Origin of the sequence: Aromatoleum buckelii (genome assembly GCF_012910785.2) — a bacterium.
Taxonomy (GTDB): Bacteria; Pseudomonadota; Gammaproteobacteria; order Burkholderiales; family Rhodocyclaceae; genus Aromatoleum; species Aromatoleum buckelii.
In genome coordinates this window covers 826614-848705 of sequence record NZ_WTVH02000009.1, presented here as the reverse complement: position 1 = coordinate 848705, position 22092 = coordinate 826614, and the positions used below count along the sequence as shown (strand labels likewise).

Here is a 22092-nt window from a genome sequence, read left to right as displayed (position 1 = left end):
CCGTCCTGTATCAGAATTGGAGCAGCGCCGCGCCCCACGTGAAACCGCCGCCCACCCCTTCGATGAGGAAGCGGTGCCCCGGGCGGACACGGCCGTCGCGGACAGCGAAGTCGAGCGCCAGCGGAATCGATGCCGCAGAGGTGTTGCCGTGGCGATCGACGGTCGTGATCACTTTGTCCATCGAGACGCCGAGACGGCGCGCAGTCGCCTGCAGGATGCGGATATTCGCCTGGTGGGGAATCAGCCAGTCCACCGCGTCGATCGTGACGCCCGCGTGGTCGAGCACTTCCAGCGCGACGTCGCCCAGCACCCTGACCGCGAACTTGAACACCGCCTGGCCGTCCATGCGCAGGAACGGGTCGCCGACGACCTGACCGGCCGCCACTGCGCCGGGAACGCAGAGGATCGGATGATGGCTTCCGTCCGCGTGCAGCGCGCTCGCCAGGATTCCCGGCGCCTCGGCCGCTTCGAGCACGACTGCGCCGGCGCCGTCCCCGAACAGCACGCAAGTGCCGCGATCCGACCAGTCGAGAATGCGCGAGAACACTTCGGCACCGACGACCAGAGCGCGCTTGTGGCTGCCGGAGCGGATGAACTTCTCGGCGATCGTCAGCCCATAGACAAAACCGCTGCAAACCGCCTGCACGTCGAACGCGGCAGCGCCATTGCGAATACCGAGCTTCGACTGGAGCAATGCGGCGGTGCTGGGAAAGATGCAGTCGGGCGTGGAGGTCGCGACGATGATCAGGTCGATGTCGTCGGGCCGCACTCCTGCCGCTTCGAGCGCGCGCTCGCTCGCCGTCGTCGCCAGATCGCTGGACGACATTTCCGCCGACGCCAGATGCCGAGTGCGGATTCCGGTCCGTTCGATGATCCATTGGTCCGACGTATCGATTCCGCGCGCGACCAGGTCATCGTTGGTTACCGGGTCGCCCGGCAGGAAGCTGCCAGTTCCGGCGATCCGTGCGTAGATCATGCTGCTACCCCCATAGCCGTCATCCGTTCGGTAATGCGCTCGATCAAGCGGTTCGATGCCGCCTCGGCGGCGCGGTGGATTGCCTGCTCGAACGCGAACGCATCGGCCGAGCCGTGACTCTTGACGACCACGCCGCGCAATCCGAGCAGCGCCGCACCGTTGTAACGACGGTGATCGACGCGATGCTTGAAGCGCTTGAGCGCCGGCATCGCGATCAGCGCCATCGCCTTGCTGAGCAGATTGCGACTGAATTCCTCGCGCAGAAAAGTCGCCAGCATCTGCGCGAGGCCTTCCGAGGTCTTCAACGCGACGTTGCCGACGAATCCGTCGCACACGACGACGTCGGTCGTGCCCTTGTAGATGTCGTCACCTTCGACGTTGCCGTAGAAGTTCAGGCCGCTCGTCTTCAGCAATTCCCCGGCCCGCTTCACCACCTCGTTGCCCTTGATCGCTTCCTCGCCGATATTGAGGAGGCCGACCGTCGGCCGGTCAAGATGCTCGACGGCCGACACCAGCATTGCGCCCATGATGCCGAACTGGAGCAGATGCTCGGGCAGGCAGTCGACGTTGGCGCCCAGATCGAGGACGTACGTCTGCCCCTTGCGTGTCGGCAGAATCGTCGCGATCGCCGGCCTGTCGATTCCCGGCAAGGTTTTCAGCACGAAGCGCGAAATCGCCATCAACGCGCCGGTGTTGCCGGCCGACACTGCAGCCTGCGCCTCGCCGCACTTGACGAGGTCGATCGCGACGCGCATCGACGAATCCTTCTTCGTGCGCATCGCAATGGCCGGCGGATCATCCATCGCGACGACTTCGGACGCGGCGCGGAGCGAAAGCCGCTCGCCGAATCCGTTCCCGATCGCGCCGATCGCCTGTTCGAGCGCATCTTGGCGCCCGACGAGGATGATGCGGGCTTCGGGATGATTGCGCAGGAACGCTCGCGCAGCAGGAACGGTCACGGCCGGGCCATGATCGCCACCCATGCAGTCGATCGCAACGGTGACACCCATCGGCTTCTCGCGTGGCTCGAACAATTGATTCGGATGAAAAAACGGCGCAGGCGCACAAGGCGCCGCGCCGTTTCCGGTGACCGGGCTTATTCGCCCTTGGTCTTGACGACCTTTTTGCCGCGGTACACGCCGCTCGGGCTGATGTGGTGACGCAGATGCACTTCACCGGTGGTCGGCTCGACCGCCAGCGCAGGATCGGTCAGGAAATCGTGCGCACGGTGCATGCCACGCTTCGAAGGGGACTTCTTGTTCTGCTGAACAGCCATGAAACGCTCCTAATACAAATATCGCGCCTAAGTTGCGTCATCGCTCTTGCGAAGCTTCTCGAGCGCAGCAAAAGGCGATTTCTTTTCCGCCCCGTCCGACGGACGTGGCACGTCACACTTTTCATGCCGCGGCGCTATGGGCACCGCGAGTACGATTTCGTCTTCGACGAGCGCCAGGACATCCAGATCCGGCGTCGCTTCGATCGCATCGAATTCATCGTTTTCCAGCTCGCCTTCCGGAATCGCCTGCCCCGGCCTGACCAGTTCGAGCCGGGTTTCGATGTTCAGCGGCCAATCCATCCGACCCAGGCAACGCTGACACTGCAACGGAAACACACCGGTCGCGCGCAGCCTGAGACGCGGCTTGCGATCGACCCCCAGCTCCCCTGACAGCTCATAGATGACTTCCCCCGAAGTATCGAGAAGCACATCCGCGAGCCGCCTCAGATCGGCAGACGGGATGGTGCCGGACAGCTTGCGCCCCTCGGCGGCAAACTTGAACGGATCCGGAATAAGGCATCGTTGCGACATAAGGCGCGCATGATATTATTTTCGGCTTGCCCTGTCAAAATAGCTGAAGCGGCCGCACGATATTCGATCGCCGGCATCCCGCCGGGCAACTGACTGAAATCAATATCTCTCCCGCGACACGCCCGATACCGATGAAACTCGTCCTCGCTTCGACCTCCGCGTACCGGCGTCAGCTGCTCGAGCGCCTCCAGCTACCGTTCGAGACGGCCCGCCCGGACGTCGATGAAACGCCCTTGCCGAACGAGATGCCGCGGGATACCGCGAACCGCCTCGCAGTGGAGAAAGCGCGCGCAGTCGCGGCGCGCGATCCGGATGCCTTAGTCATCGGCAGTGACCAGGTCGCTGACCTGGACGGCGAAATCTTCGGCAAACCCGGAACGGTCGCGGCCGCGATCGGACAGCTGCAACGCATGCGCGGGGCGACGGTGATATTCCATACTGCGGTGGCCTTGGTCAACGCACGCAGCGGGCAGGTCCGCTGCGAGAACGTACCGACGCGGGTGAAGTTTCGCGAGCTGTCGGACGACGAGATCGTTCGTTATGTCGACAAGGAACGTCCGCTCGACTGCGCCGGCAGCGCGAAGTCCGAAGCGCTGGGAATCACGCTGCTCGACTCGCTGTCCGGCGACGATCCGACCGCGCTGATCGGCCTGCCGCTGATCGCGCTGTCGCGCATGCTGCGGGCCGAAGGCCTTCAGCTGCCATGAAGCCGCCATCGGGAACGTTGTTCCTGGTGCCGGTGAGCCTCGGCGACACGTCTTGGACGCGCTTCCTGCCGGCCGAAGCGCAGCGCATCGCGACAGGCATCCGTCACTTCGTCGTCGAAAACGCCAAGACCGCCAGAGCCGAACTCAAGCGCCTCGAACATCCGGCGCCATTGCGCGAGCTCGACATCCGCGTCCTGCCCGAGCGGGACAGCGACGCCGAGCTCGACGCGCTGCTCCAGCCGGCGCTTGCCGGGGAACACATCGGCCTGATGTCCGAAGCCGGTTGCCCGGCCGTTGCCGATCCGGGAGCGCGGCTCGTGGCCCGCGCGCATGCGCTCGAGATCCCGGTCCGGCCGCTGGTCGGACCTTCGTCGATCCTGCTCGCGCTGATGGCCTCGGGGCTCAACGGCCAGAGCTTCGCGTTCAACGGCTATCTCCCAGTGGCCGAAGCCGAACGCGACCGGAGCATCCGCCAACTCGAAGAAGAGTCACGCCGGCTCAAGCGCACGCACATCTTCATCGAGACGCCCTACCGCAACGAACGGCTCCATGAAGCGCTGCTCGCAGTCTGCCACACGACTTCGCGCCTCTGTATCGCGCGCAACCTGACGACCGACGACGAATGGATCCGCACGCGCACCATCGCTGAATGGCAGCGCGCCCCGAAGCCGGATCTCGCGCGACGCCCTGCGCTGTTCCTCATTCTGGCGCGCTGATCCCCCCGTCGCCGCCTTCGAGCAACTCGCCCCACGCATAGATCAGCAGATCAGGCATTGTCCCGCAGCCATGCTGCCAAGTCTGCCGGAGTCGCAAGGACGTCGACAGGTGCCTCCGCCTCTAGCGCCGCGCGCGGATGGGCGCCGAACGCCACCGCGAGGGATTCGACGCCGGCATTCCTCGCCATCTGCAGGTCGTACGTGGTGTCGCCCACCATCAGCGTGCGATGCTTCGCAATTCCGAGCTCGTCCATGATCTCTTCGAGCATTGCCGGATGAGGCTTCGAAAAACATTCGTCGGCGCAACGCGTGGTGTGGAAATACGGCCCCAGGCCGGTCTGCTTCAGCGCCCGCCCGAGCCCGAGCCGACTCTTTCCGGTCGCCACCGCGAGGCTCCGTCCCATCGCTGCAAGCTGCGCAATCATCGCGGCGGCGCCGGGGAAAAGCGTCAGCTCGTGGTCGCGTGACAGGGAATGAAAGCGATAACGTTCGACCATCAGCGGGTAGTTGCTTTCGGCCAGGTCGGGTACCGCATGGCGCAATGCCTCCGACAGGCCGAGGCCGATCACGTGGCGCGCGCGCTCTTCCGACGGCTCGGACAGGTTCAGGTCACGCGACGCCGCCAGGATTGCCGCGACGATCGCCGCAGCCGAATCCATCAGCGTGCCATCCCAGTCGAAAACGATGAGGTCGTAGCGGTCAGCCATGCTTGCGCGGCTCCGTGGCGTCGAGGTGGGCGAGGAAGGACTGCAATTCGGCGGGCAGATCGGCTGTCAGCGTGATCGCTTCGCCTGTCAGCGGGTGGGCGAAGGACAGCCGCGCCGCGTGCAGGAACATCCGCTTCAGGCCTTCGGCCTCGAGGGATTTGTTCAGCGCGAAATCCCCGTACTTGTCGTCGCCGCACAGCGGAAAACCCAGATGTGCGAGGTGGACCCGGATCTGGTGCGTGCGTCCGGTCTTGAGTTCGACTTCGAGGAGGCTGAACCGCGACCACCGCCGCACCAGCCTGACGATGCTGTGCGAGGCCTTTCCGTCGCCGCTCACCCTCACGCGCCGTTCGCCTTCGGCGGTGAGGTACTTGAACAGCGGTTCCTTGACGTGCTGCAGCGGGTTCGCCCAGCGGCCGGCGACCAGCGTCAGGTAACGCTTTTCGACGCGCCCCTCGCGCATCATGTCGTGCAGCGCGGTCAGCGCCGAGCGTTTCTTCGCGATCATCAGCAAACCGGAGGTTTCGCGGTCGATGCGATGCGCGAGTTCGAGCAGCCGCGCATCGGGCCGTTGGCTGCGCAGCTGTTCAATGACGCCGAAGCTCACGCCGCTGCCGCCATGCACCGCTTTGCCCGACGGTTTATCCACTACCAGCAGCGCTTCATCCTCGAAGACCACCGGCAGCGGTTCTCCGGCCGGAGCGGGCCCGCTTGTCGTCTTCTCGGCCAGCCGGATCGGGGGAATACGGATTTCGTCGTTCTCCGCAAGACGGTACATCGGGGCGACCCGTCCGCCGTTCACCCTGACCTCGCCGCTGCGCAGGATGCGATAGACGTGGCTCTTCGGCACGCCTTTGCAGATCCGCAACAGGTAGTTGTCAATACGCTGGCCGGCCGCTGCCTCGTCCACCCGCTCGCGCCGTACCGCAATCGCTTTGCCTTGTCCCATCATCCTGAAATATACTTGGCCCCGGTTGGCCCCGGTTGCAGTCGAAGTCCCTCGCGCACGAAAGCGGATGCGGACGGACGACAACGAGCCCGAATGCGAGCTCCCGGGCAACCAAAACGTGCCAGCGCTGCCAAAAAAGGCATTGATGGTAACGCAATCGACAAACTTCAATCCATTTGATTGAATCTAGACGCGTAACGCACACGCAGGATCAAGGGTTCCGGCCTTCGGCGGGAACACGCGAGAATTCGACCAGCCGACCCATCACTGCCCATTACCGACCAGAAAAAAGTAGGCATCACTACCCGCTCCTGATCTCGTAGTAAGCGCGATGGTGCGCGCCGTTCGTCCTGCCCGTGGGTTCCGCGCGGGGGAACGACATAAATGAAGCGCATGCTTTTCAACGCGACGCAGGCCGAGGAATTGCGCGTTGCGATCGTGGACGGTCAGAAACTGATCGACCTCGATATCGAATCGGCCGCCAAGGAACAACGCAAGAGCAACATCTACAAGGCCGTCATCACCCGCATCGAACCGAGTCTTGAAGCCGCATTCGTCGATTACGGCGGCGAGCGGCACGGTTTTCTGCCGTTCAAGGAAATTTCCCGCACCTATTTCGCCACTGGCACCGATGCCGGCAAGGTCCGCATCCAGGACGCGCTGAAGGAAGGTCAGGAACTCATCGTCCAGGTCGAAAAGGACGAACGGGGCAACAAGGGTGCTGCGCTCACGACCTATATCTCGCTCGCGGGCCGTTACCTTGTCCTGATGCCCAACAACCCGCGCGGCGGCGGCGTGTCGCGCCGTGTCGAGGGTGACGAGCGCACCGAGCTGCGTGACGTCATGGATCAGCTCGAGATTCCTTCGGGCATGAGCCTGATCGCGCGCACCGCCGCGATCGGGCGCAACGCTGAAGAGCTGCAGTGGGACCTGAACTACCTGCTGCAACTGTGGCGGGCGATCGATGGCGCAGCACAGTCGCAGTCCGGCGCTTTCCTGATCTACCAGGAAGGCAGCCTCGTGATCCGTGCGATCCGGGATTATTTCCAGCCCGAGATCGGCGAAATCCTGATCGACACCGACGACGTGTACGAACAGGCGCGGCAGTTCATGTCACACGTGATGCCGGCGAACGTCAACCGCGTCAAGCGCTACAGCGACGACGTGCCGCTGTTCTCGCGCTTCCAGATCGAGCACCAGATCGAATCCGCGTACTCGCGCCAGGTTACCCTGCCGAGCGGTGGAGCGGTCGTCATCGACCACACCGAGGCGCTGGTGTCGATCGACGTCAACTCCGGTCGCTCGACCAAAGGTGCGGACATCGAGGAAACCGCGTTCCGCACCAACCTCGAAGCGGCCGAGGAAATCGCGCGCCAGCTGCGCTTGCGCGACCTGGGCGGCCTGATCGTCATCGACTTCATCGACATGGAGTCGCAAAAGAACCAGCGCGAAGTCGAAGGCCTGCTGCGGGACGCGCTGCGGCACGATCGCGCGCGCGTCCAGACCGGCAAGATCAGCCGCTTCGGCCTGCTCGAACTGTCGCGTCAGCGCCTGCGCCCGGCGCTCGCCGAAACCAGCTACATCCCGTGCCCGCGTTGCAACGGCACGGGCCACATCCGCAGCACCGAATCGTCGGCGCTGCACATCCTGCGCATCCTCGAAGAGGAAGCGATGAAGGAAAACACCGGCGCCGTGCATCTGCAGGTTCCGGTCGACGTCGCGACTTTCCTGCTCAACGAGAAGCGCGTGGACATCGCGCATATCGAGGTGCGCCACAAGATCCAGATGATCATCATCCCGAACCGCCACCTGGAGACGCCGCACCACGAAATCACTCGCCTGCGCCATGACCAGCTGAACCAGGAAGAAGTCGCGCTGGCGAGCTACCAGATGGTCGGCAAACCTGCGGAAATCGATCTGCGGCTGCCGTCGAAGGACGACAACAAGCCGCCGCGCGCGGAAGCCGTGGTGAAGGGAATCTCGCCGGCCCAGCCTGCCCCGATCGTCGAACCGAAACCCGAGCCGCTGGCGGCGCCCGCCCCGGTCGCGAAGCCTGGACTGTTCCAGCGGCTGTTCGGCTGGCTGCGCAGCGAGAAGCCTGTCGTGACGCCGCAGCTGGCTCCGGAAGTTGCCCCGAAGCAGGAGCCCCGCCCGCGGGCCGAGCGCAGCGACACTCGCCGCGGCAACAATCGCAACCGTCGCGATGGCCAGCAACGCACCGAACGGGGTGAGCGTGACGAGTCGATATCGGCCGCCCAGGCTGCAAGAGGGCCGATGCGAAGCGAACGTGCGGAGCGGCCCGAACGGCCCGAGCGTACAGAACGATCCGACACCGTCGTCGAGCGCGGCGACAGGCCCGCCCGTCCGGAGCGTGACAACGGCGGCCGTACGCGCCAGGGCCGTGGTCCGCGCACTCAGCCGAAACAGGGTGAGGCCGGCGCTGTAGTAGACAACGTCGTGGAATTGCCGGTCAGCACTGTCGCAATCGCCGCCGCCCCGACTGCACAGACGGAGCCTGCCGCCATCGTTCCCACAGCCGAAGACGGCACTGCCGAGAAGCGCCGTCGCCGCAGCCGCGGCCGCCGTGACCGGCGCGGGACCGAACAGCAGACGGAAGTTGCCGCATCGGGGGACGAAACCGCGGAAACCTTGGCCGAAACAACTGTGCCGAGCATCGAAACCGCACCGGAAACGACTCCAATCGTCAGTGCCGAACCGGTTGACGAGGCCGCCGCCGAACTGCCCGGCGTTGCCGCGGAAGCTGCCGCCCCGCTGCCTGTCGCCGTCACCTCACCGGAACCCATCGCTGTCACAGCCGAAGCCGCACCGTTGCCTGTTTCTTTGCATCCGGCAACCGGCATCGAGGTTGAAACACCTGCGGAAAGCGAAGCAGCGTTGGCGCCGGTGAAGTTCGAAACTGCCGCGGAACCTGTAGCCGTAAGAGAAGCTGCAATTGAACCGGCACTCGAAGCGAAAGTTGCACCGGAAGCGGCGATCGAAGCTGCCGAGCGCGCGCGCGAATCGTTGCAGGCCGCTCTGATGGAGCCCGTCGCCCCTGCAGGTGCCGAACCGGCACAGGCACCCGTGGGCGAGGAATTGGCCGAAGCTGAAACCGAGCAGGCGTCCACTGCGGCCCCCGCGCAAGAGGTCATCGCGCCGGAAACTGAAGTCGCCGTAACCGAAGCCGAAGTCAGGGCGGCCGAGTCCCGGGGGCCCTCCGCTCCGATCGACCTCGGCGTGAATCTGGCCGAAAGCGGCCTGGTGATGATCGAGACCAGCCGCGACAAGGTGCAGGAGCTGGCAAGTACGGCGGACGAGACGCCTGCCCGGCCGCTGGGACGCCGGCCGCGTCCGGCACCGGTCATCGTCAACGAACCGCTGCAGCAGGTCGAAACCCACTCCAAATAAGCCTTGCGTTTGGCGCAAATGGGGCCGTCCTCGCGGACGGCCCCATTTTTTCGCGCTGCAGCCCCGGAAGCCCGCAATGCCGGAAGCGGCAGGCGAACTCTTGTTCACCTCAGCGCCCGACTATCTCCTCGAGCAGACCTTCGACGGCATCCTCGCAGTAATCCAGCACCGCCTCGAAACCGTTCTCGCCCCCAAAGTAAGGATCGGGCACCTCGCTCAGCGGGTGCTTGCGGGCGTAGTTCATGAACAGCTGCAGTTTCGGCCGATAAACTTCCGGGCAGAGGTTGCGCATGGTCTCCAGATGGCCCGCGTCCATTGCCAGAAGCAGGTCGAAATTCTGGAAATCGGCCATCTCCAGTTTTCGCGCCCGCAGCGTGGAAAGATCGTAGCCACGCTTTTCTGCGGCTTTCCGGGCGCGTGGATCGGGAAGCTCCCCGATGTGGCCGCCATAGGTTCCGGCGGAGTCGACCATGATCGTCGCGGACAGTCCGGCCGCTTCGATCCGGTGACGGGTAATGCCTTCGGCAGTCGGCGACCGGCAGATGTTGCCCGTGCAGACGAACAGGACTTTCGTCAATCTTTCCTCCTTCATGGGGTGCCGTGCTGGTCGGCGCCGAACGTCCGCTGTCGCAGGCGGAACAGCTCATCGCGTGCGGCAGCCGCTTTCTCGAATTCCAGGTTGCGGGCGTGCTCCTGCATTTCCTTTTCCAGCTTGCGGATCAATTTTGCCACGGTCTTCTCGTTCATCGAAAAGTACTCGGGTGGCGGTTCGGCCACGCTTCGCCCTTCGCGCGCCTCGTCACCTCCATAGACACCGTCGATGATGTCCTTGATCCGCTTGCTCACTGTCTTCGGCACGATGCCGTTTGTCTCGTTGAACGCGATCTGCTTGGTCCGCCGTCGTTCGGTCTCGTCGATTGCCGCGCGCATCGACCGGGTCACCACGTCTGCGTAGAGAATGGCACGGCCGTTGATGTGTCGCGCGGCCCGCCCGATCGTCTGGATCAGCGAGCGCTCCGAGCGCAGAAAGCCTTCCTTGTCGGCGTCGAGGATCGCGACCAGCGACACTTCGGGGATGTCCAGCCCCTCGCGCAGCAGATTGATACCGACAAGCACGTCGAATTTTCCGAGGCGCAGATCGCGGATGATCTCGACGCGCTCGACCGTGTCGATGTCGGAGTGCAGGTAGCGGACGCGGATCCCGTTCTCGGCGAGATAGTCGGTCAGATCCTCCGCCATGCGCTTGGTCAGCGTCGTGACCAGCACCCGCTCGCCCGCTGCGATGCGCCGCTTCGCTTCGGACAGCAGGTCGTCGACCTGCGTGGTCGCCGGCCGGACCTCGATCGCCGGGTCGATCAGCCCGGTCGGACGCACGACCTGCTCGACCACCTGCCCCTGGTGTTCGGCTTCATAGGTCGAGGGCGTTGCCGAGACGAAAATCGTCTGCGGCATCAGGCGCTCGAATTCCTCGAATTTGAGCGGTCGGTTATCGAGCGCGGACGGCAGCCGGAAACCGTAGCCGACGAGGTTTTCCTTGCGCGAACGATCCCCCTTGTACATGCCGCCGACTTGCGGAATCGACACATGCGACTCGTCGACGAACAGCAGCGCATCCGACGGCAGATAGTCGATCAGCGTCGGCGGCGGCTCACCCGGCCCACGTCCCGAGAGGTGGCGCGAGTAGTTCTCGATGCCCTTGCAGAATCCCATCTCGTTGAGCATTTCGAGGTCGAAGCGGGTGCGCTGCTCGATGCGCTGCGCCTCGACGAGCTTGCCCGATGTCTGGAAATACGCCGACCGGTCCCGCAGTTCGTCCTTGATCGCCTCGATCGCCTTCAGCACCGTCGCGCGCGGCGTGACGTAGTGGCTGGACGGATACACCGTGAAGCGCACGAGCTTCTGCTTCAGGTGCCCGGTGAGCGGATCGAACAGCGTCAGGTGCTCGACTTCGTCGTCGAACAGCTCGATGCGCACCGCAAGTTCGGCGTTCTCGGCCGGAAAAACGTCGATGACGTCGCCGCGCACGCGAAAAGTGCCGCGGCGAAAATCGATGTCCGACCGCGTGTACTGCATCGCGACGAGACGCTGCACGAGGTCGCGATGCGCGATGCGCTCGCCTTCGCGCAGGTGCAGGATCATCGCGTGGTAGTCGACCGGGTCGCCGATGCCGTAGATGCACGACACGGTCGCGACGATGACGACGTCGCGCCGCTCCATCAGGCTCTTCGTCGCCGACAGGCGCATCTGCTCGATGTGCTCGTTGATGCTCGAATCCTTCTCGATGAACAGATCGCGCGACGGCACGTAGGCTTCGGGCTGGTAATAGTCGTAGTACGAGACGAAATACTCGACGGCGTTTTCGGGGAAGAACTCGCGGAATTCCGCGTAGAGCTGCGCGGCCAGCGTCTTGTTCGGCGCGAGCACGAGCGCCGGCCTGCCGCAACGGGCGATGACGTTCGCCATCGTGTACGTCTTGCCCGAGCCGGTCACGCCGAGCAGGGTCTGGTACATCAGTCCGTCGCCGATGCCCTCGGTGAGCAGCTCGATCGCCGCAGGCTGGTCGCCGGCGGGCGGGAATGGCTGGTGAAGGCGGTACGGGCTGTCCGCGAAAGTGATCACCGGAACGCTGTCGGTCGAACTCGTCATGCTAAAATTTCCGGCTGTTTCAGGCGCTTGCCGGGTTGCCGTCCAGGACGGAGTGGCCACGGCAAGAGGCCTATTATTTCCCAAAACGCGGCTCAAAGCACGGCAGCCTGGACCCGGACTCGAGACGAGGCTTCGGGCCGGACCGCGCGCCCGCCCAACCTGGAGTTGTGTATGCCTTCGATCTTCGCCGCCGTCGAGATGGCGTCCCGTGACCCGATCCTCGGCCTGAACGAGGCCTTCAACGCTGATACCCGCACGGACAAGGTCAACCTCGGCGTCGGCGTCTATTACGACGACAACGGCAAGATTCCCCTGCTGGCCGCAGTGAAGGCTGCCGAAAAGGCGCGCCTCGAGGCAATGCCGCCGCGCGGCTACCAGCCGATCGAAGGCGCTCCGGCTTACAACAACGCGGTGCAGAACCTCTTGTTCGGCAAGGATTCCGCGCTGATCGCCAACGGCCAGGTCGTGACGATCCAGGCGCTCGGCGGCACCGGGGCGCTGAAAGTCGGCGGCGACTACCTGAAGCGGCTGAATCCGGCCGCAACCGTCTACATCTCCGACCCGAGCTGGGAAAACCATCGTGCGATCTTCGAGTCCGCCGGTTTCGCCGTCGACACGTACCCGTACTACGATCCCGCGACGCGCGGCGTGAACTTCGCCGGCATGAAAGCGAAGCTCGGCGAACTGGCTGCCGGCTCCGTCGTCGTGCTGCACGCGTGCTGCCATAATCCGACCGGCGCGGACCTCACTGAAGCGCAGTGGGGCGAAGTGGTCGAGGCCTGCCGCGCGCGCGGCCTCGTGCCCTTCCTCGACATGGCGTACCAGGGTTTCGCCGACGGCATCGAACCGGACGCGGTCGCCGTGCGCCTGTTCTCCGCCAGCGGCCTGCAGTTCTTCGTCTCCAGTTCGTTCTCGAAGTCGTTCTCGCTGTACGGCGAGCGCGTCGGCGCGCTGTCGATCGTCACCGCGGACAAGGGCGAAGCCGGTCGCGTGCTGTCGCAGGTCAAGCGCGTCATCCGCACGAATTACTCGAACCCGCCCACCCACGGCGGCGCAGTCGTCGCTGCAGTGCTCAACGCCCCCGAACTGCGTCAGATGTGGGAAGACGAGCTCGCCGGCATGCGCGATCGTATCCGCGCGATGCGCGTTGGCTTGGTCGAGAGCCTGAAAGGCGCCGGCGTCGCCCAGGATTTCTCGTTCGTCATCGAGCAGCGCGGCATGTTCTCCTACACCGGCCTGTCCGCCGCTCAGGTCGAGCAGCTGAAGAACGAGTTCGGCATCTATGCGGTGTCGACGGGACGGATCTGCCTCGCGGCGCTGAACTCGCGCAATATCGGCTACGTCGCGAAGGCGATCGCGTCCGTCGCGAAGGCGTAAAAATCCTCCTGGTCAAATATTGACGGGTCCGCGCCGGATATCTATACTGCGCGGCTCAATTCCCCGATAGCTCAGTCGGTAGAGCAACGGACTGTTAATCCGTGTGTCCCTGGTTCGAGCCCAGGTCGGGGAGCCAAAAATTCGGTCTGGCGATTTTCGCCGGACACCTTACCGATCCCCGATAGCTCAGTCGGTAGAGCAACGGACTGTTAATCCGTGTGTCCCTGGTTCGAGCCCAGGTCGGGGAGCCAGGAAAAGCAGGACAAGGCCAGCCTTCACCGGTTGGCCTTTTTCTTTTCCGCGGCCCGTTTCCGGCCGAATAGCGTTGATGTGCTGTCGCGGCTTCGCCAGATTGATGGCTTCGGGGTCATCCGGACTCGGGCGGCGGACCTCGGAGACAGAGGGTATTCGCTTACCATTGATCGGCTTTATGGGTCCGGTATCCTGTGCCCGCGCTGACGTTGAATAGGTAACGTGAAATGTCGCACGCAGAGATTAAAAGGAAGCTTGCCAGCAGTCGAAAGGACCTCCTCGACATAGGGCTGCGCAACACGATGGTCAACTTTCGCAGCGGCCCCAGGAGCTTGGCGATCGTCGGTGAGCGCTCGGAGCAGATCCTTCAGCTCCTGTACCGGCAGAACAAGGCCATGACGTTCGTGCCCGCACCCGAGAAAAAAACGAAGGGCGGGAAAGACACCGGGAACAGCATCGTCAGGACAGACTCCGTTCAGGACCCGGCCGCGGAGTCGGGTGAAGAGCGCGGGGAAGTCGAGGCGGCGGCCCCGGACGCGGCGACGATGGCCCTCGTCGCAGAACTCGACGGCGTCGATTGGGCGAATGAGGACGTCGCCGGCGGCAGTATCGCAGCGCAGCATACGGATACCAAGCTGCAGACGTCTCTTTCCGAGGAACGGCTATTTCTCAGCCTGCTGAAAATTCACACCGAAGCGCAGACCTTCATTGAGGAGCAAGGGGTAAACATCCTTTTTCTTGCGCTGGGCTTCCTGCATTGGTACGAGGCTGAATCCTCCGACAAACTTCGCAAGGCGCCGCTGCTGCTCGTGCCCGTCGAGCTGTCCCGCACGGGCACCCGGGATATCTTCCGGCTGCGCTACAGCGACGACGACCTCGTTCAGAACCTGTCGCTTGCTGCGAAGCTCAAGACGGACTTTGCGCTCGATCTGCCGCAGTACCTGGCTGATGCGAACGCCGATGCGTCCGAGATGCCGGGCACCGAAGCTTTCTACGAAGCCGTTTCCGCGTGCGTGTCGAAGCAGCCGCGCTGGAAAGTGGTACGCGACGAGATCCACCTCGGTTTTTTCTCGTTCGGCAAATTCCTGATGTTCAACGACCTCGACGAGACAGTCTGGCCCGAGGACAAGCGGCCGAGCGAACATCCGATTCTCGGGCGCCTGCTCGGCGAAGGCTTTTCGAACGAAACCCCTTTCGTCGCCGAGGACACCCGTCTCGACACGATCATCGAGCCGGGCGAAGTGCGCTTCGTGCGTGACGCCGACAGCAGCCAGACGATGGCGATCCTCGAGGCGCGGGAAGGCCGCAACCTGGTGATCCAGGGACCGCCGGGCACGGGAAAATCCCAGACCATCACGAACATCGTCGCGGAGCTGTTGGCGGGCGGCAAAAAAGTGCTTTTCGTCGCCGAGAAGATGGCGGCGCTCGAGGTCGTCAAGCGCCGCCTCGACGAGTGTCATCTGGGCGACGCGGTTCTCGAACTGCACAGCCACAAGGCGACCAAGCAATCAGTGATTCGGGAGCTCGAACGCACCTTGCAGCAAGGTCGCCCGCTGGCTGCCGACGGCACGGACGACCTGGCGGCACTCAAGGAAGTCCGCGACGAGCTGAACGCGTACTGCGAGGCAGTCAATACGGCCATCGGCGCGAGCGCAATCCCCTTCATCACCGCGCTCGGCCATTATTTGCGCATTGGGCGCAAGCATGAGAGCTTGCCGGTGTGGTCCTTCGAGCCGATGAAGGCGTGGTCCCACCGAGACCAGCTCCGCGCTCGCGAGAAGGTCGCGGAGCTGGCCCGTCACGTGCGGGAAAACGGGCCGCCGTCGCTCAATACGTTCCACGGGACCGCGTGCACGACGTTCTCGCCCGTGCAGCAGGCGCAGGTCACGGAGGAGTTGCGGCACGCCATCACGGTGCTGGCGCGCCTGCTGGAGTCGGCGGGGCAGCTGGCTGCCCGCTTCGGCCTCGAACGTCCGGCGACGCTCCAGGATGTCGACGTGGTCTGTCGCACAGCCCGGCGCGCGACCGAAGCGCCTTCGCTCAGCGGCATGCGGCTGGATAGCGCAGCGTGGAAGGCGGCGCCAGAGTCCATCCGGGCGCTCGTCGCGGCCGGCCGCCTGATGGCTTCGACGCGCGCCGCGCACGACGGGATGCTGATCGAACAGGCATGGGAACAGGACCTGCTGACCGAGCGCCAGCACCTCGCGCAGCTGGGCGAAAAGTGGTGGCGTGTTTTCTCGGGCGCCTATCGACGTGCCCGCGCCCGCGTTCAGGGCCTGTGCAAAAAGTCGCTGCCCAAGGACAACGCGTCGGCCCTCACGCTGGTGGACGGCATCCTCGGCTACCAGCTGAGCAAGCGCACTTACGACCAGCATCTCGCGCTCGGTGAAACGGTTTTCGGCACCCAATGGATGGGCGAACGTTCCGACTGGGAAGCCTTCGGGCGGGCGAGCGAATGGATCGTCGCACTCCACGGCGACATCGGCAAAGGGCTTCTGCCTGCCGGCATCGTCGACTTCCTCGCCGGCCACTCCAATGCCGACAGTTTGGGCACTTCGATCGCCGTGATCGACGCCGCTGCCACCGCCTTGCGGACGCGGGTGACGACGATCGTCGACCTTCTGGGTTTCGCCCGGAACCGACCGGCCTCCACGCTCCTCGACTCCCCTTTTGTCGAGCTGCGCGAGCAGCTTGCGACATGGCTCGAAGCGGTGCCGACGATCTACGAGACGATCCGCTTCAACGCCCTTCACGACGAGCTCATCGCGCTCGGATTGCCCGAGGTGGCACAGGCGGCAGCGGACTGGGAGCGCGACGCGGACGACCTCGTTCACGCGTTCGACTACAGCTGGTATGCGGGCCTCGTCGCCCAGGCCTACGGCGCCTCGCCTGCGCTCGCCCGGTTCGACCGGGTCAAGCAGGCGCACCTCATCAACCGCTTCCGCCACCTCGACCAGCTGTCGCTGGGCCACGCGCAGGCCGGCCTCGCGAAGCGGATATGGGAGACCCAGCCCCGTCTTTCCGATCCGGGAGAGATGGCCATCGTGCGCAACGAGGCCAACAAGAAGCGCCGCCTGATGCCGATCCGCCAGCTCATGGAGCAGGCGGGCCGCGCGGTGCAGGCGATCAAGCCGGTCTTCATGATGAGCCCGATGTCCATCGCCAGCTTCCTGCCGCCCGGCAAAGTCGAGTTCGACGTCGTCATCTTCGACGAAGCCTCGCAGGTGAAGGCGGTCGATGCGTTCGGCGCGCTGCTGCGGGGCCGCCAGGCGATCGTCGTCGGCGACACGCGCCAGATGCCGCCCACCGATTTCTTCGGACGGGACGTCGAATTCGACGAAGAGGACAACGTGACCGCCGACATCGAGAGCGTGCTGTCGCTTTTTCGCGCCCGTGGCGCCCAGGAGCGCTACCTCAGCTGGCATTACCGCAGTCGCCATGAATCGCTGATCGCCGTATCCAATGTCGAGTTCTACGAGCGCAGGCTCACCATTTTCCCCTCGTCGGGCATGAACGCATTGGCGACGGGCCTGGAGATGGTTTGTCTTCCGCATGCCCTGTACGACCGCGGGCGCACGCGGACCAACCGCGACGAAGCCCGCGCGGTCGCCCAGGCAGTGATGGAGCATGCGACGACGCACCCGGGCCTGTCGCTGGGCGTCGTAGCGTTCAGCGTCGCGCAGCGCGACCTGATCCAAGTGGAGCTGGAGTTGTTGCGCCGCAAATCGCCCGAGCCTGAGCGGTTCTTCACTGACGCCCATCCGACCGAGCCCTTCTTCGTCAAGAACCTGGAAAACGTCCAGGGCGATGAGCGCGACCGCATTTTCATCAGCATCGGGTACGGGCGCAACGAGTCCGGACGTATCGCGAAAGAGTTCGGTCCGCTGAACCGCGAGGGCGGCGAGCGGCGCCTGAACGTACTCATCAGCCGCGCGAAGATGGGCATGACGGTGTTCAGCAACTTCCGCGGCGAGGAACTCGACATCGACGAGACTGCCAGTCACGGCGTGCGGGCCCTCAAGCACTTCCTCAAGTACGCCGAGACCCGCGTGCTGGACATCCCACGGGAAACCGGCCGCGCGCCCGACTCACCCTTCGAGCTCGAAGTCATGACCGCGCTGCAGGCGCGCGGCTACCGGATCGAACCCCAGGTGGGCACGGCCGGATATTTGATCGACATGGCGGTCAAGGACCCGGAGCTGCCGGGTCGGTACGTTTTGGCGATCGAATGCGACGGGGCGGCCTATCATAGTTCACGTTCGGCACGCGACCGGGACCGCCTGCGCCAAGGCGTTCTGGAAGGCCTCGGCTGGACCTTCCACCGGATCTGGAGCACCGACTGGTTTCGTGACCCGGGGCGTGAACTCGACCGCGCGACCGCCGCGATCGAGGCGGCGTGCGCACTGCGCAAGGCGGCCCGCCCTGTTCAACCGGCCGTCAAGCCCGTGAAGGCGCCGCTCATAGAGCGTGCGCAGCCGGACGCGGAGACGACTTTGCCTGGCGTCGCGACTTACCGCAAAACCGTTCTGCCGCGCTGGAAAGGCGCGGAGGCGATCCACGAGGTCGGCCTCCCGCAACTGGCGGATTTCATACAGAACGTCGTGGCGATCGAAGCCCCCGTCCATGAAGCCGAGGTAACCCGGCGCCTCATGGAGGCCTTCGGCGTGAGTCGTGCCGGCAGTCGCATCACGCAGGCGGTCACGAGAGCAGTCGAACACGGCGTGCGCGCCAGGCTGTTCAACCATGCGGACGGATTCCTCGATACCGAACCCCGTGGCGAGGTCCAGGCACGAAGTCGTAGCGCCTTTGCGCCGGCCGAGCGCAGGATCGAATGGGTCTCACGAGAGGAGCTGGACGCCGCACTGCTGCAGGCGATCCAGGCCGGTTTCTCGATGGATCGGGACGCAGCGATCACCAGCGCCCTCGATCTCCTGGGCTTCGGGCGCGCCTCGGCCAACATTGCCGGCGTCCTGGGGGAACGGCTCGATACGCTCCTCACCACCGGCCGCCTTCGGCTCGTCGCGGATCGCTACGCCGTGGCCTGAAATCGAGCCTGCCGGAGAAACTGAGTCGATCGTCGAGGACCACGCAAACCGGAGCGATTGCGCAAGATCTACCCCCGCCAGATAACCCAGAGCTTTTGCTGCCACCCCAACGAACCCCACCAGCGCTCCCCTTCCTCGTACAACGTGATCCCATCGGAAGTGAGTGTGTAATAGTGGGCGAGCAGACCTACCCTCGCGCGGGGAGCGATGTAGCCGTTGCGCTCCAGGTATGTGAAGAAATGCACCGCCAGCGGAACACCTTCAAGGTGCATCAGACACGATACGTCGAGAAGTCGTATGAACGGATGTCCCGATCGCATCGCCCGCAACACCTTGAGGACATGCCACCGATGGGGAACCCGTTCCTGCCTGGACAATTCAATGGCACTCGAGATCATCGTAGGCTCCAGGATGGGCAGAGACACTACGTGAAGCAAATTCAGATCCTGCCTTGCCTCGCCAACGGAGGGGCCGTGCCTCAATGATCGCTCCGCCTGCGGTGGCGGTGCATGCGCCTCGGCCCTTCGGCAAACGCATGCTGCGCGGCGGTCATCACGGCGAGCGCCGACGCGACGCGCTGGTTGATGCTGTCCTTCGGCAGGACGCCCTTCGCATCGGGAGTCCCTGCGGCCAGCCCCGTCAGCACGGTCATCGCCTCATCGACCGTTGCGACGCTGTAGATGTGAAATCGTCCGTTCCGCGCCGCTTCGACGACATCGTTGCGCAGCATCAGGTGACGCACGCTCGCCGACGGGATCACGACGCCCTGCTCCCCAGTCAGCCCGCGTATCGCGCAGAGGTCGAAAAACCCTTCGATCTTTTCGTTCACGCCGCCGATCACCTGAACCTCGCCGAGCTGATTGACCGATCCGGTAACGCCGAACGACTGGCGGATCGGCAGCTGCGCGAGCGCGGACAGCAGCGCGCACAGCTCCGCGAGCGATGCAGAATCACCTTCGACCGGCACGTACGACTGCTCGAACACGAGACTCGCCGACAACGACAGCGGCTGATGGCGGGCATAGCGGGATGCCAGGAAAGCCGAGAGAATCAGCACGCCTTTGGAGTGGATCGCCCCGCCGAGCTCGATTTCGCGTTCGATATCGATGACGTCGCCTTCACCGAGCCGCGCCGTCGCGGTGATCCGCACCGGGTGACCGAAGCGCTCTCCCGCCATGTCGACGATCACCAAGCCGTTGATCTGGCCGCAGCGCTCGCCCGACGTCGAAATCAGCGTCGTCCCCTCGACCATCGCTTCCAGCACTCGCTCGGAGTAGCGCGCATAACGCCGCGCGCGCGAAGCCACGGCGAGATCGACCTGCGCACGCCCGATGATCGTCAGCTTCGCGCTGCGTGCATGGTAGTCGGCCTCACGCATCACATCGGCTAGCAGGCGCGTCTGCAGCGTCAACCGTCCGCCGTCTTCAGCAACACGGGCGCCATGTTCGACCATGGCGGCGATGCCGCTGCGGTCGAGCGGCAGCAGGCCCGCCGAGCGTGCGAGCGTCGCCAGAAGATGGGCGTAACGCACGACATTTTCGGCCGTCCGCGGCAGGTCGTCATCGAAATCGGCGCCGACCTTGAAGAGCTCGGGGAAATCGGGATCGTGCTCGGTGAGCAGGAAGAACAGCTCGCGATCGCCGATCAGCACGACCTTGATGTCGCACGGCACGGGCTCCGGCTCGAGGGTCACGATGCTGGTCCAGCCCTGCGCCTCGGCCGGAGGCTCGATGCGGATGTCGCGCCCCCGCAGCACCCGCTTGAGTCCATCCCATGCAAAAGGTTGCCCGAGCAAGCGATCGACATCGATGACCAGGTAGCCGCCGCAGGCCCGGTGTAGCGCCCCGGCACGGATCAGGTTGAAATGCGTCACGAGCGTGCCCATCTGCGCGATGTGCTCGATGCGGCCGATGAGGTTGACGAAGCCCGGATTGTCCTCGTACACGACGGGCGCTCCGCGCGTTGCCGAGTGATCGACGAGGAGGTTGATCTGGTAACGGTGAAATCGCGTCCGCGCTTCGTCCTCGGAAACGTCTTCCTCGTCTTCGGCGCCAGCCCACTCCTCGCCGCTGTCGAGCAATTCGGCGGTGATCGCGGAAAGGAAACTCTCCACCTGCTCCAGGTCCACGTAGCGCTCGCGCAAGCCTCGTGTCAGATGCGACACGGCCGGTGCCAGCGCGTCGCGCGCGGCCCGCTTCATGGCCTCGTGCAGTTCCTTGCGCCAGCCGGGAAATTGCTCGAGCAGATCGGTGAGCCGCTCGCTCCATGCGCCGACCTTGGCCTCGATCGCCTCCCGCTCGGGCTGCGGCAACGCCTCGAAGTCTTCAGGCGACATCGTCCCGCCATCGCGGATGGGGGCAAAGACGAAGCCTTTGGGCGTTCTGAGCAGCGAAATCCCATCCGCCGCGCACGCCTGCCCTAGCTCACGCAGCGCCGCCTCCTCGCGCGACTTGTGCGCTTCCTGCAAGGATTCAGTACGGCTGCTGTAAGTGTCGCTGTCGAGCGCGGCGTCGATCGCCGGCCGCAATTCGCGGATGAATGCCTGCATGTCGGCACGCAGCATCGCCCCTCGCCCTGCCGGCAACGTCAGCAGCCGCGGGCGCAGCGGATCGTCGAAATTATGCAGATAACACAGGTCCGGCGGCACCTCGCCCTGGTCCGCGAGTTCGCGCAGCAGCCGCTGCACCGCGACATGGCGACCGGTGCCCGATTCACCGAGGACGAAAACATGGTAGCCGGGCTGGCGCATCGCAAGACCGAAGCGCAACGCGTCCTCGGCCCGCGCCTGCCCGAGCCCTCCGGGCAGATCGGGGAGACCGGCCGTCGAATCGAATTCGAAAACGTCCGGGGCACAGACCACGCGCAACCGTTCCGCAGGCAGAGGCTCGAAATCGGCCATATCGTCGTTCTCCAGATGCCGAAATGAAACGGGAGCTCCGGCCGACCTGCCCGAAGCTCCCGTCATGATCCCCTCCAATCCGCCTCAACGGCAAGGCGCCGATCAACGCCACTCCTTGCGTCGCATGTCATTTCCCCAGCGCTGGTCGTGGGGGCTGACGACGTGCTCGAACTGCGGAAAACACCGGTCGTGCTCGAGAAGCAGCGCCATGATCGTCGCGCCGTGTTCGCGCGGAAAACCCTGCCGGGTGCCGCCGCGCGTGTCGGTCATCAGCATGAAAAGGAACTTCCGGCACTCCGGGCTTCCCCAAAGCAGGTCGATCTTCCGCAGATGGGGAAACCGCTCGTAAAGCTCATCGGTAGATGTTTCGGTAACTCTTCTCCGCATCGGAACACTCCGCCCGGCCTCGTATGGCCGTTGAAATCCAGAATTCGCTTTTATATCCGAGCCGCCGGTTGCGAACCACCGGGACCGGCAGCCTGTCGTGACACAGTAGGCACACCGGAAGGAACACGATGAATGGAGAGGCTGAACCGGCGCGGCTTGCGCGGCTTGTCGATGCTGCCGATAATGGAAAAGCCGACGGCTGCCATCCTGGCTGCT

The 22092-nt window shown here is 64.5% G+C and carries 15 protein-coding genes and 2 tRNA genes; 7 read left to right on the top strand and 10 right to left on the bottom strand.

Annotation, left to right across the window (positions count from 1 at the left end; genetic code table 11):
* Nucleotides 1-10: 10 nt before the first annotated feature.
* The 4 genes from GO608_RS10115 to GO608_RS10100 all read right to left on the bottom strand — a co-directional run bounded on the left by GO608_RS10115 (nt 11) and on the right by GO608_RS10100 (nt 2783).
* Entirely contained in the window at nt 11-976 is a 966-nt protein-coding gene (locus GO608_RS10115) for a beta-ketoacyl-ACP synthase III (RefSeq protein ID WP_169199502.1), read from the bottom strand.
* Nucleotides 973-1986 carry a phosphate acyltransferase PlsX gene (gene plsX, locus GO608_RS10110; RefSeq protein ID WP_169199503.1) on the bottom strand — a complete coding sequence of 338 codons (1014 nt, stop codon included), beginning with the start codon at nt 1984-1986 and terminating at the stop codon, nt 973-975. The genes GO608_RS10115 and plsX overlap by 4 nt, the downstream gene beginning before the upstream one ends.
* Before the next feature lie 86 nt (nt 1987-2072).
* On the bottom strand, nt 2073-2252 hold the full coding sequence (gene rpmF, locus GO608_RS10105; protein ID WP_169199504.1) for a 50S ribosomal protein L32: 180 nt from the start codon (nt 2250-2252) through the stop codon (nt 2073-2075).
* Nucleotides 2253-2279: 27 nt separating this feature from the next.
* Complete coding sequence (locus GO608_RS10100; protein WP_169199505.1) at nt 2280-2783, bottom strand: YceD family protein; 504 nt, start codon at nt 2781-2783, stop codon at nt 2280-2282.
* A 131-nt stretch (nt 2784-2914) separates the two neighbouring features.
* Between GO608_RS10100 and GO608_RS10095 the strand changes: the two genes are divergently transcribed.
* Both GO608_RS10095 and GO608_RS10090 read left to right on the top strand, forming a co-directional pair.
* Nucleotides 2915-3490, top strand: coding sequence for a Maf family protein (locus tag GO608_RS10095; protein WP_169199506.1), 576 nt, complete (start codon nt 2915-2917; stop codon nt 3488-3490).
* Complete coding sequence (locus GO608_RS10090; protein ID WP_169199507.1) at nt 3487-4206, top strand: SAM-dependent methyltransferase; 720 nt, start codon at nt 3487-3489, stop codon at nt 4204-4206. The genes GO608_RS10095 and GO608_RS10090 overlap by 4 nt, the downstream gene beginning before the upstream one ends.
* Nucleotides 4207-4256: 50 nt before the next feature.
* Here GO608_RS10090 and GO608_RS10085 read toward each other — a convergent pair whose 3' ends face one another.
* Together GO608_RS10085 and GO608_RS10080 are read right to left on the bottom strand one after the other, a co-directional pair.
* Nucleotides 4257-4913, bottom strand: coding sequence for an HAD-IA family hydrolase (locus tag GO608_RS10085; protein ID WP_169199508.1), 657 nt, complete (start codon nt 4911-4913; stop codon nt 4257-4259).
* Nucleotides 4906-5865 carry an RluA family pseudouridine synthase gene (locus tag GO608_RS10080; RefSeq protein ID WP_169199509.1) on the bottom strand — a complete coding sequence of 320 codons (960 nt, stop codon included), beginning with the start codon at nt 5863-5865 and terminating at the stop codon, nt 4906-4908. The genes GO608_RS10085 and GO608_RS10080 overlap by 8 nt, the downstream gene beginning before the upstream one ends.
* A gap of 381 nt (nt 5866-6246) precedes the next feature.
* Here GO608_RS10080 and GO608_RS10075 point away from each other — a divergent pair, with 381 nt between their 5' ends.
* Nucleotides 6247-9270: an Rne/Rng family ribonuclease gene (locus GO608_RS10075; protein WP_169199510.1), complete on the top strand. Its 3024-nt coding sequence runs from the start codon at nt 6247-6249 to the stop codon at nt 9268-9270.
* Between the two features lie 109 nt (nt 9271-9379).
* On the opposite strand, the gene GO608_RS10070 is transcribed toward GO608_RS10075, so the two are convergent.
* Both GO608_RS10070 and uvrB read right to left on the bottom strand, forming a co-directional pair.
* Nucleotides 9380-9847, bottom strand: coding sequence for a low molecular weight protein-tyrosine-phosphatase (locus tag GO608_RS10070; RefSeq protein WP_169199511.1), 468 nt, complete (start codon nt 9845-9847; stop codon nt 9380-9382).
* Between the two features lie 11 nt (nt 9848-9858).
* Nucleotides 9859-11916, bottom strand: a complete 2058-nt coding sequence (uvrB, locus tag GO608_RS10065; RefSeq protein ID WP_169199512.1) for an excinuclease ABC subunit UvrB — start codon at nt 11914-11916, stop codon at nt 9859-9861.
* Nucleotides 11917-12087: 171 nt separating this feature from the next.
* Here uvrB and GO608_RS10060 point away from each other — a divergent pair, with 171 nt between their 5' ends.
* The 4 genes from GO608_RS10060 (at nt 12088) to GO608_RS10045 (ending at nt 18590) form a co-directional block, all read left to right on the top strand.
* Nucleotides 12088-13293 (top strand): amino acid aminotransferase, encoded by a 1206-nt coding sequence (locus GO608_RS10060; protein WP_169199513.1) that lies wholly within the window; start codon nt 12088-12090, stop codon nt 13291-13293.
* A 60-nt stretch (nt 13294-13353) separates the two neighbouring features.
* Nucleotides 13354-13429: transfer RNA gene (locus tag GO608_RS10055), tRNA-Asn, on the top strand.
* Between the two features lie 39 nt (nt 13430-13468).
* A tRNA-Asn gene (locus tag GO608_RS10050) sits at nt 13469-13544 on the top strand.
* A 228-nt stretch (nt 13545-13772) separates the two neighbouring features.
* Complete coding sequence (locus tag GO608_RS10045; RefSeq protein ID WP_169199514.1) at nt 13773-18590, top strand: DUF3320 domain-containing protein; 4818 nt, start codon at nt 13773-13775, stop codon at nt 18588-18590.
* Between the two features lie 478 nt (nt 18591-19068).
* On the opposite strand, the gene GO608_RS10040 is transcribed toward GO608_RS10045, so the two are convergent.
* Both GO608_RS10040 and GO608_RS10035 read right to left on the bottom strand, forming a co-directional pair.
* Complete coding sequence (locus GO608_RS10040) at nt 19069-21489, bottom strand: Lon protease family protein (protein ID WP_169199515.1); 2421 nt, start codon at nt 21487-21489, stop codon at nt 19069-19071.
* A gap of 102 nt (nt 21490-21591) precedes the next feature.
* Nucleotides 21592-21765: a hypothetical protein gene (locus GO608_RS10035; protein ID WP_247002994.1), complete on the bottom strand. Its 174-nt coding sequence runs from the start codon at nt 21763-21765 to the stop codon at nt 21592-21594.
* Nucleotides 21766-22092 lie beyond the last annotated feature (327 nt).

What these genes read in the sequence shown, in the direction of transcription:
- GO608_RS10060 (WP_169199513.1), top strand. Translation starts at nt 12,088, where the DNA reads ATGCCTTCGATCTTCGCCGCCGTCGAGATGGCGTCCCGTGACCCGATC.
- GO608_RS10045 (WP_169199514.1), top strand. Translation starts at nt 13,773, where the DNA reads ATGTCGCACGCAGAGATTAAAAGGAAGCTTGCCAGCAGTCGAAAGGAC.
- GO608_RS10095 (WP_169199506.1), top strand. Translation starts at nt 2,915, where the DNA reads ATGAAACTCGTCCTCGCTTCGACCTCCGCGTACCGGCGTCAGCTGCTC.
- GO608_RS10035 (WP_247002994.1), bottom strand. Translation starts at nt 21,765, where the DNA reads ATGCTGATGACCGACACGCGCGGCGGCACCCGGCAGGGTTTTCCGCGC.
- plsX (WP_169199503.1), bottom strand. Translation starts at nt 1,986, where the DNA reads ATGGGTGTCACCGTTGCGATCGACTGCATGGGTGGCGATCATGGCCCG.
- GO608_RS10075 (WP_169199510.1), top strand. Translation starts at nt 6,247, where the DNA reads ATGAAGCGCATGCTTTTCAACGCGACGCAGGCCGAGGAATTGCGCGTT.
- GO608_RS10040 (WP_169199515.1), bottom strand. Translation starts at nt 21,489, where the DNA reads ATGGCCGATTTCGAGCCTCTGCCTGCGGAACGGTTGCGCGTGGTCTGT.
- rpmF (WP_169199504.1), bottom strand. Translation starts at nt 2,252, where the DNA reads ATGGCTGTTCAGCAGAACAAGAAGTCCCCTTCGAAGCGTGGCATGCAC.
- GO608_RS10085 (WP_169199508.1), bottom strand. Translation starts at nt 4,913, where the DNA reads ATGGCTGACCGCTACGACCTCATCGTTTTCGACTGGGATGGCACGCTG.
- uvrB (WP_169199512.1), bottom strand. Translation starts at nt 11,916, where the DNA reads ATGACGAGTTCGACCGACAGCGTTCCGGTGATCACTTTCGCGGACAGC.
- GO608_RS10090 (WP_169199507.1), top strand. Translation starts at nt 3,487, where the DNA reads ATGAAGCCGCCATCGGGAACGTTGTTCCTGGTGCCGGTGAGCCTCGGC.
- GO608_RS10115 (WP_169199502.1), bottom strand. Translation starts at nt 976, where the DNA reads ATGATCTACGCACGGATCGCCGGAACTGGCAGCTTCCTGCCGGGCGAC.
- GO608_RS10100 (WP_169199505.1), bottom strand. Translation starts at nt 2,783, where the DNA reads ATGTCGCAACGATGCCTTATTCCGGATCCGTTCAAGTTTGCCGCCGAG.
- GO608_RS10080 (WP_169199509.1), bottom strand. Translation starts at nt 5,865, where the DNA reads ATGATGGGACAAGGCAAAGCGATTGCGGTACGGCGCGAGCGGGTGGAC.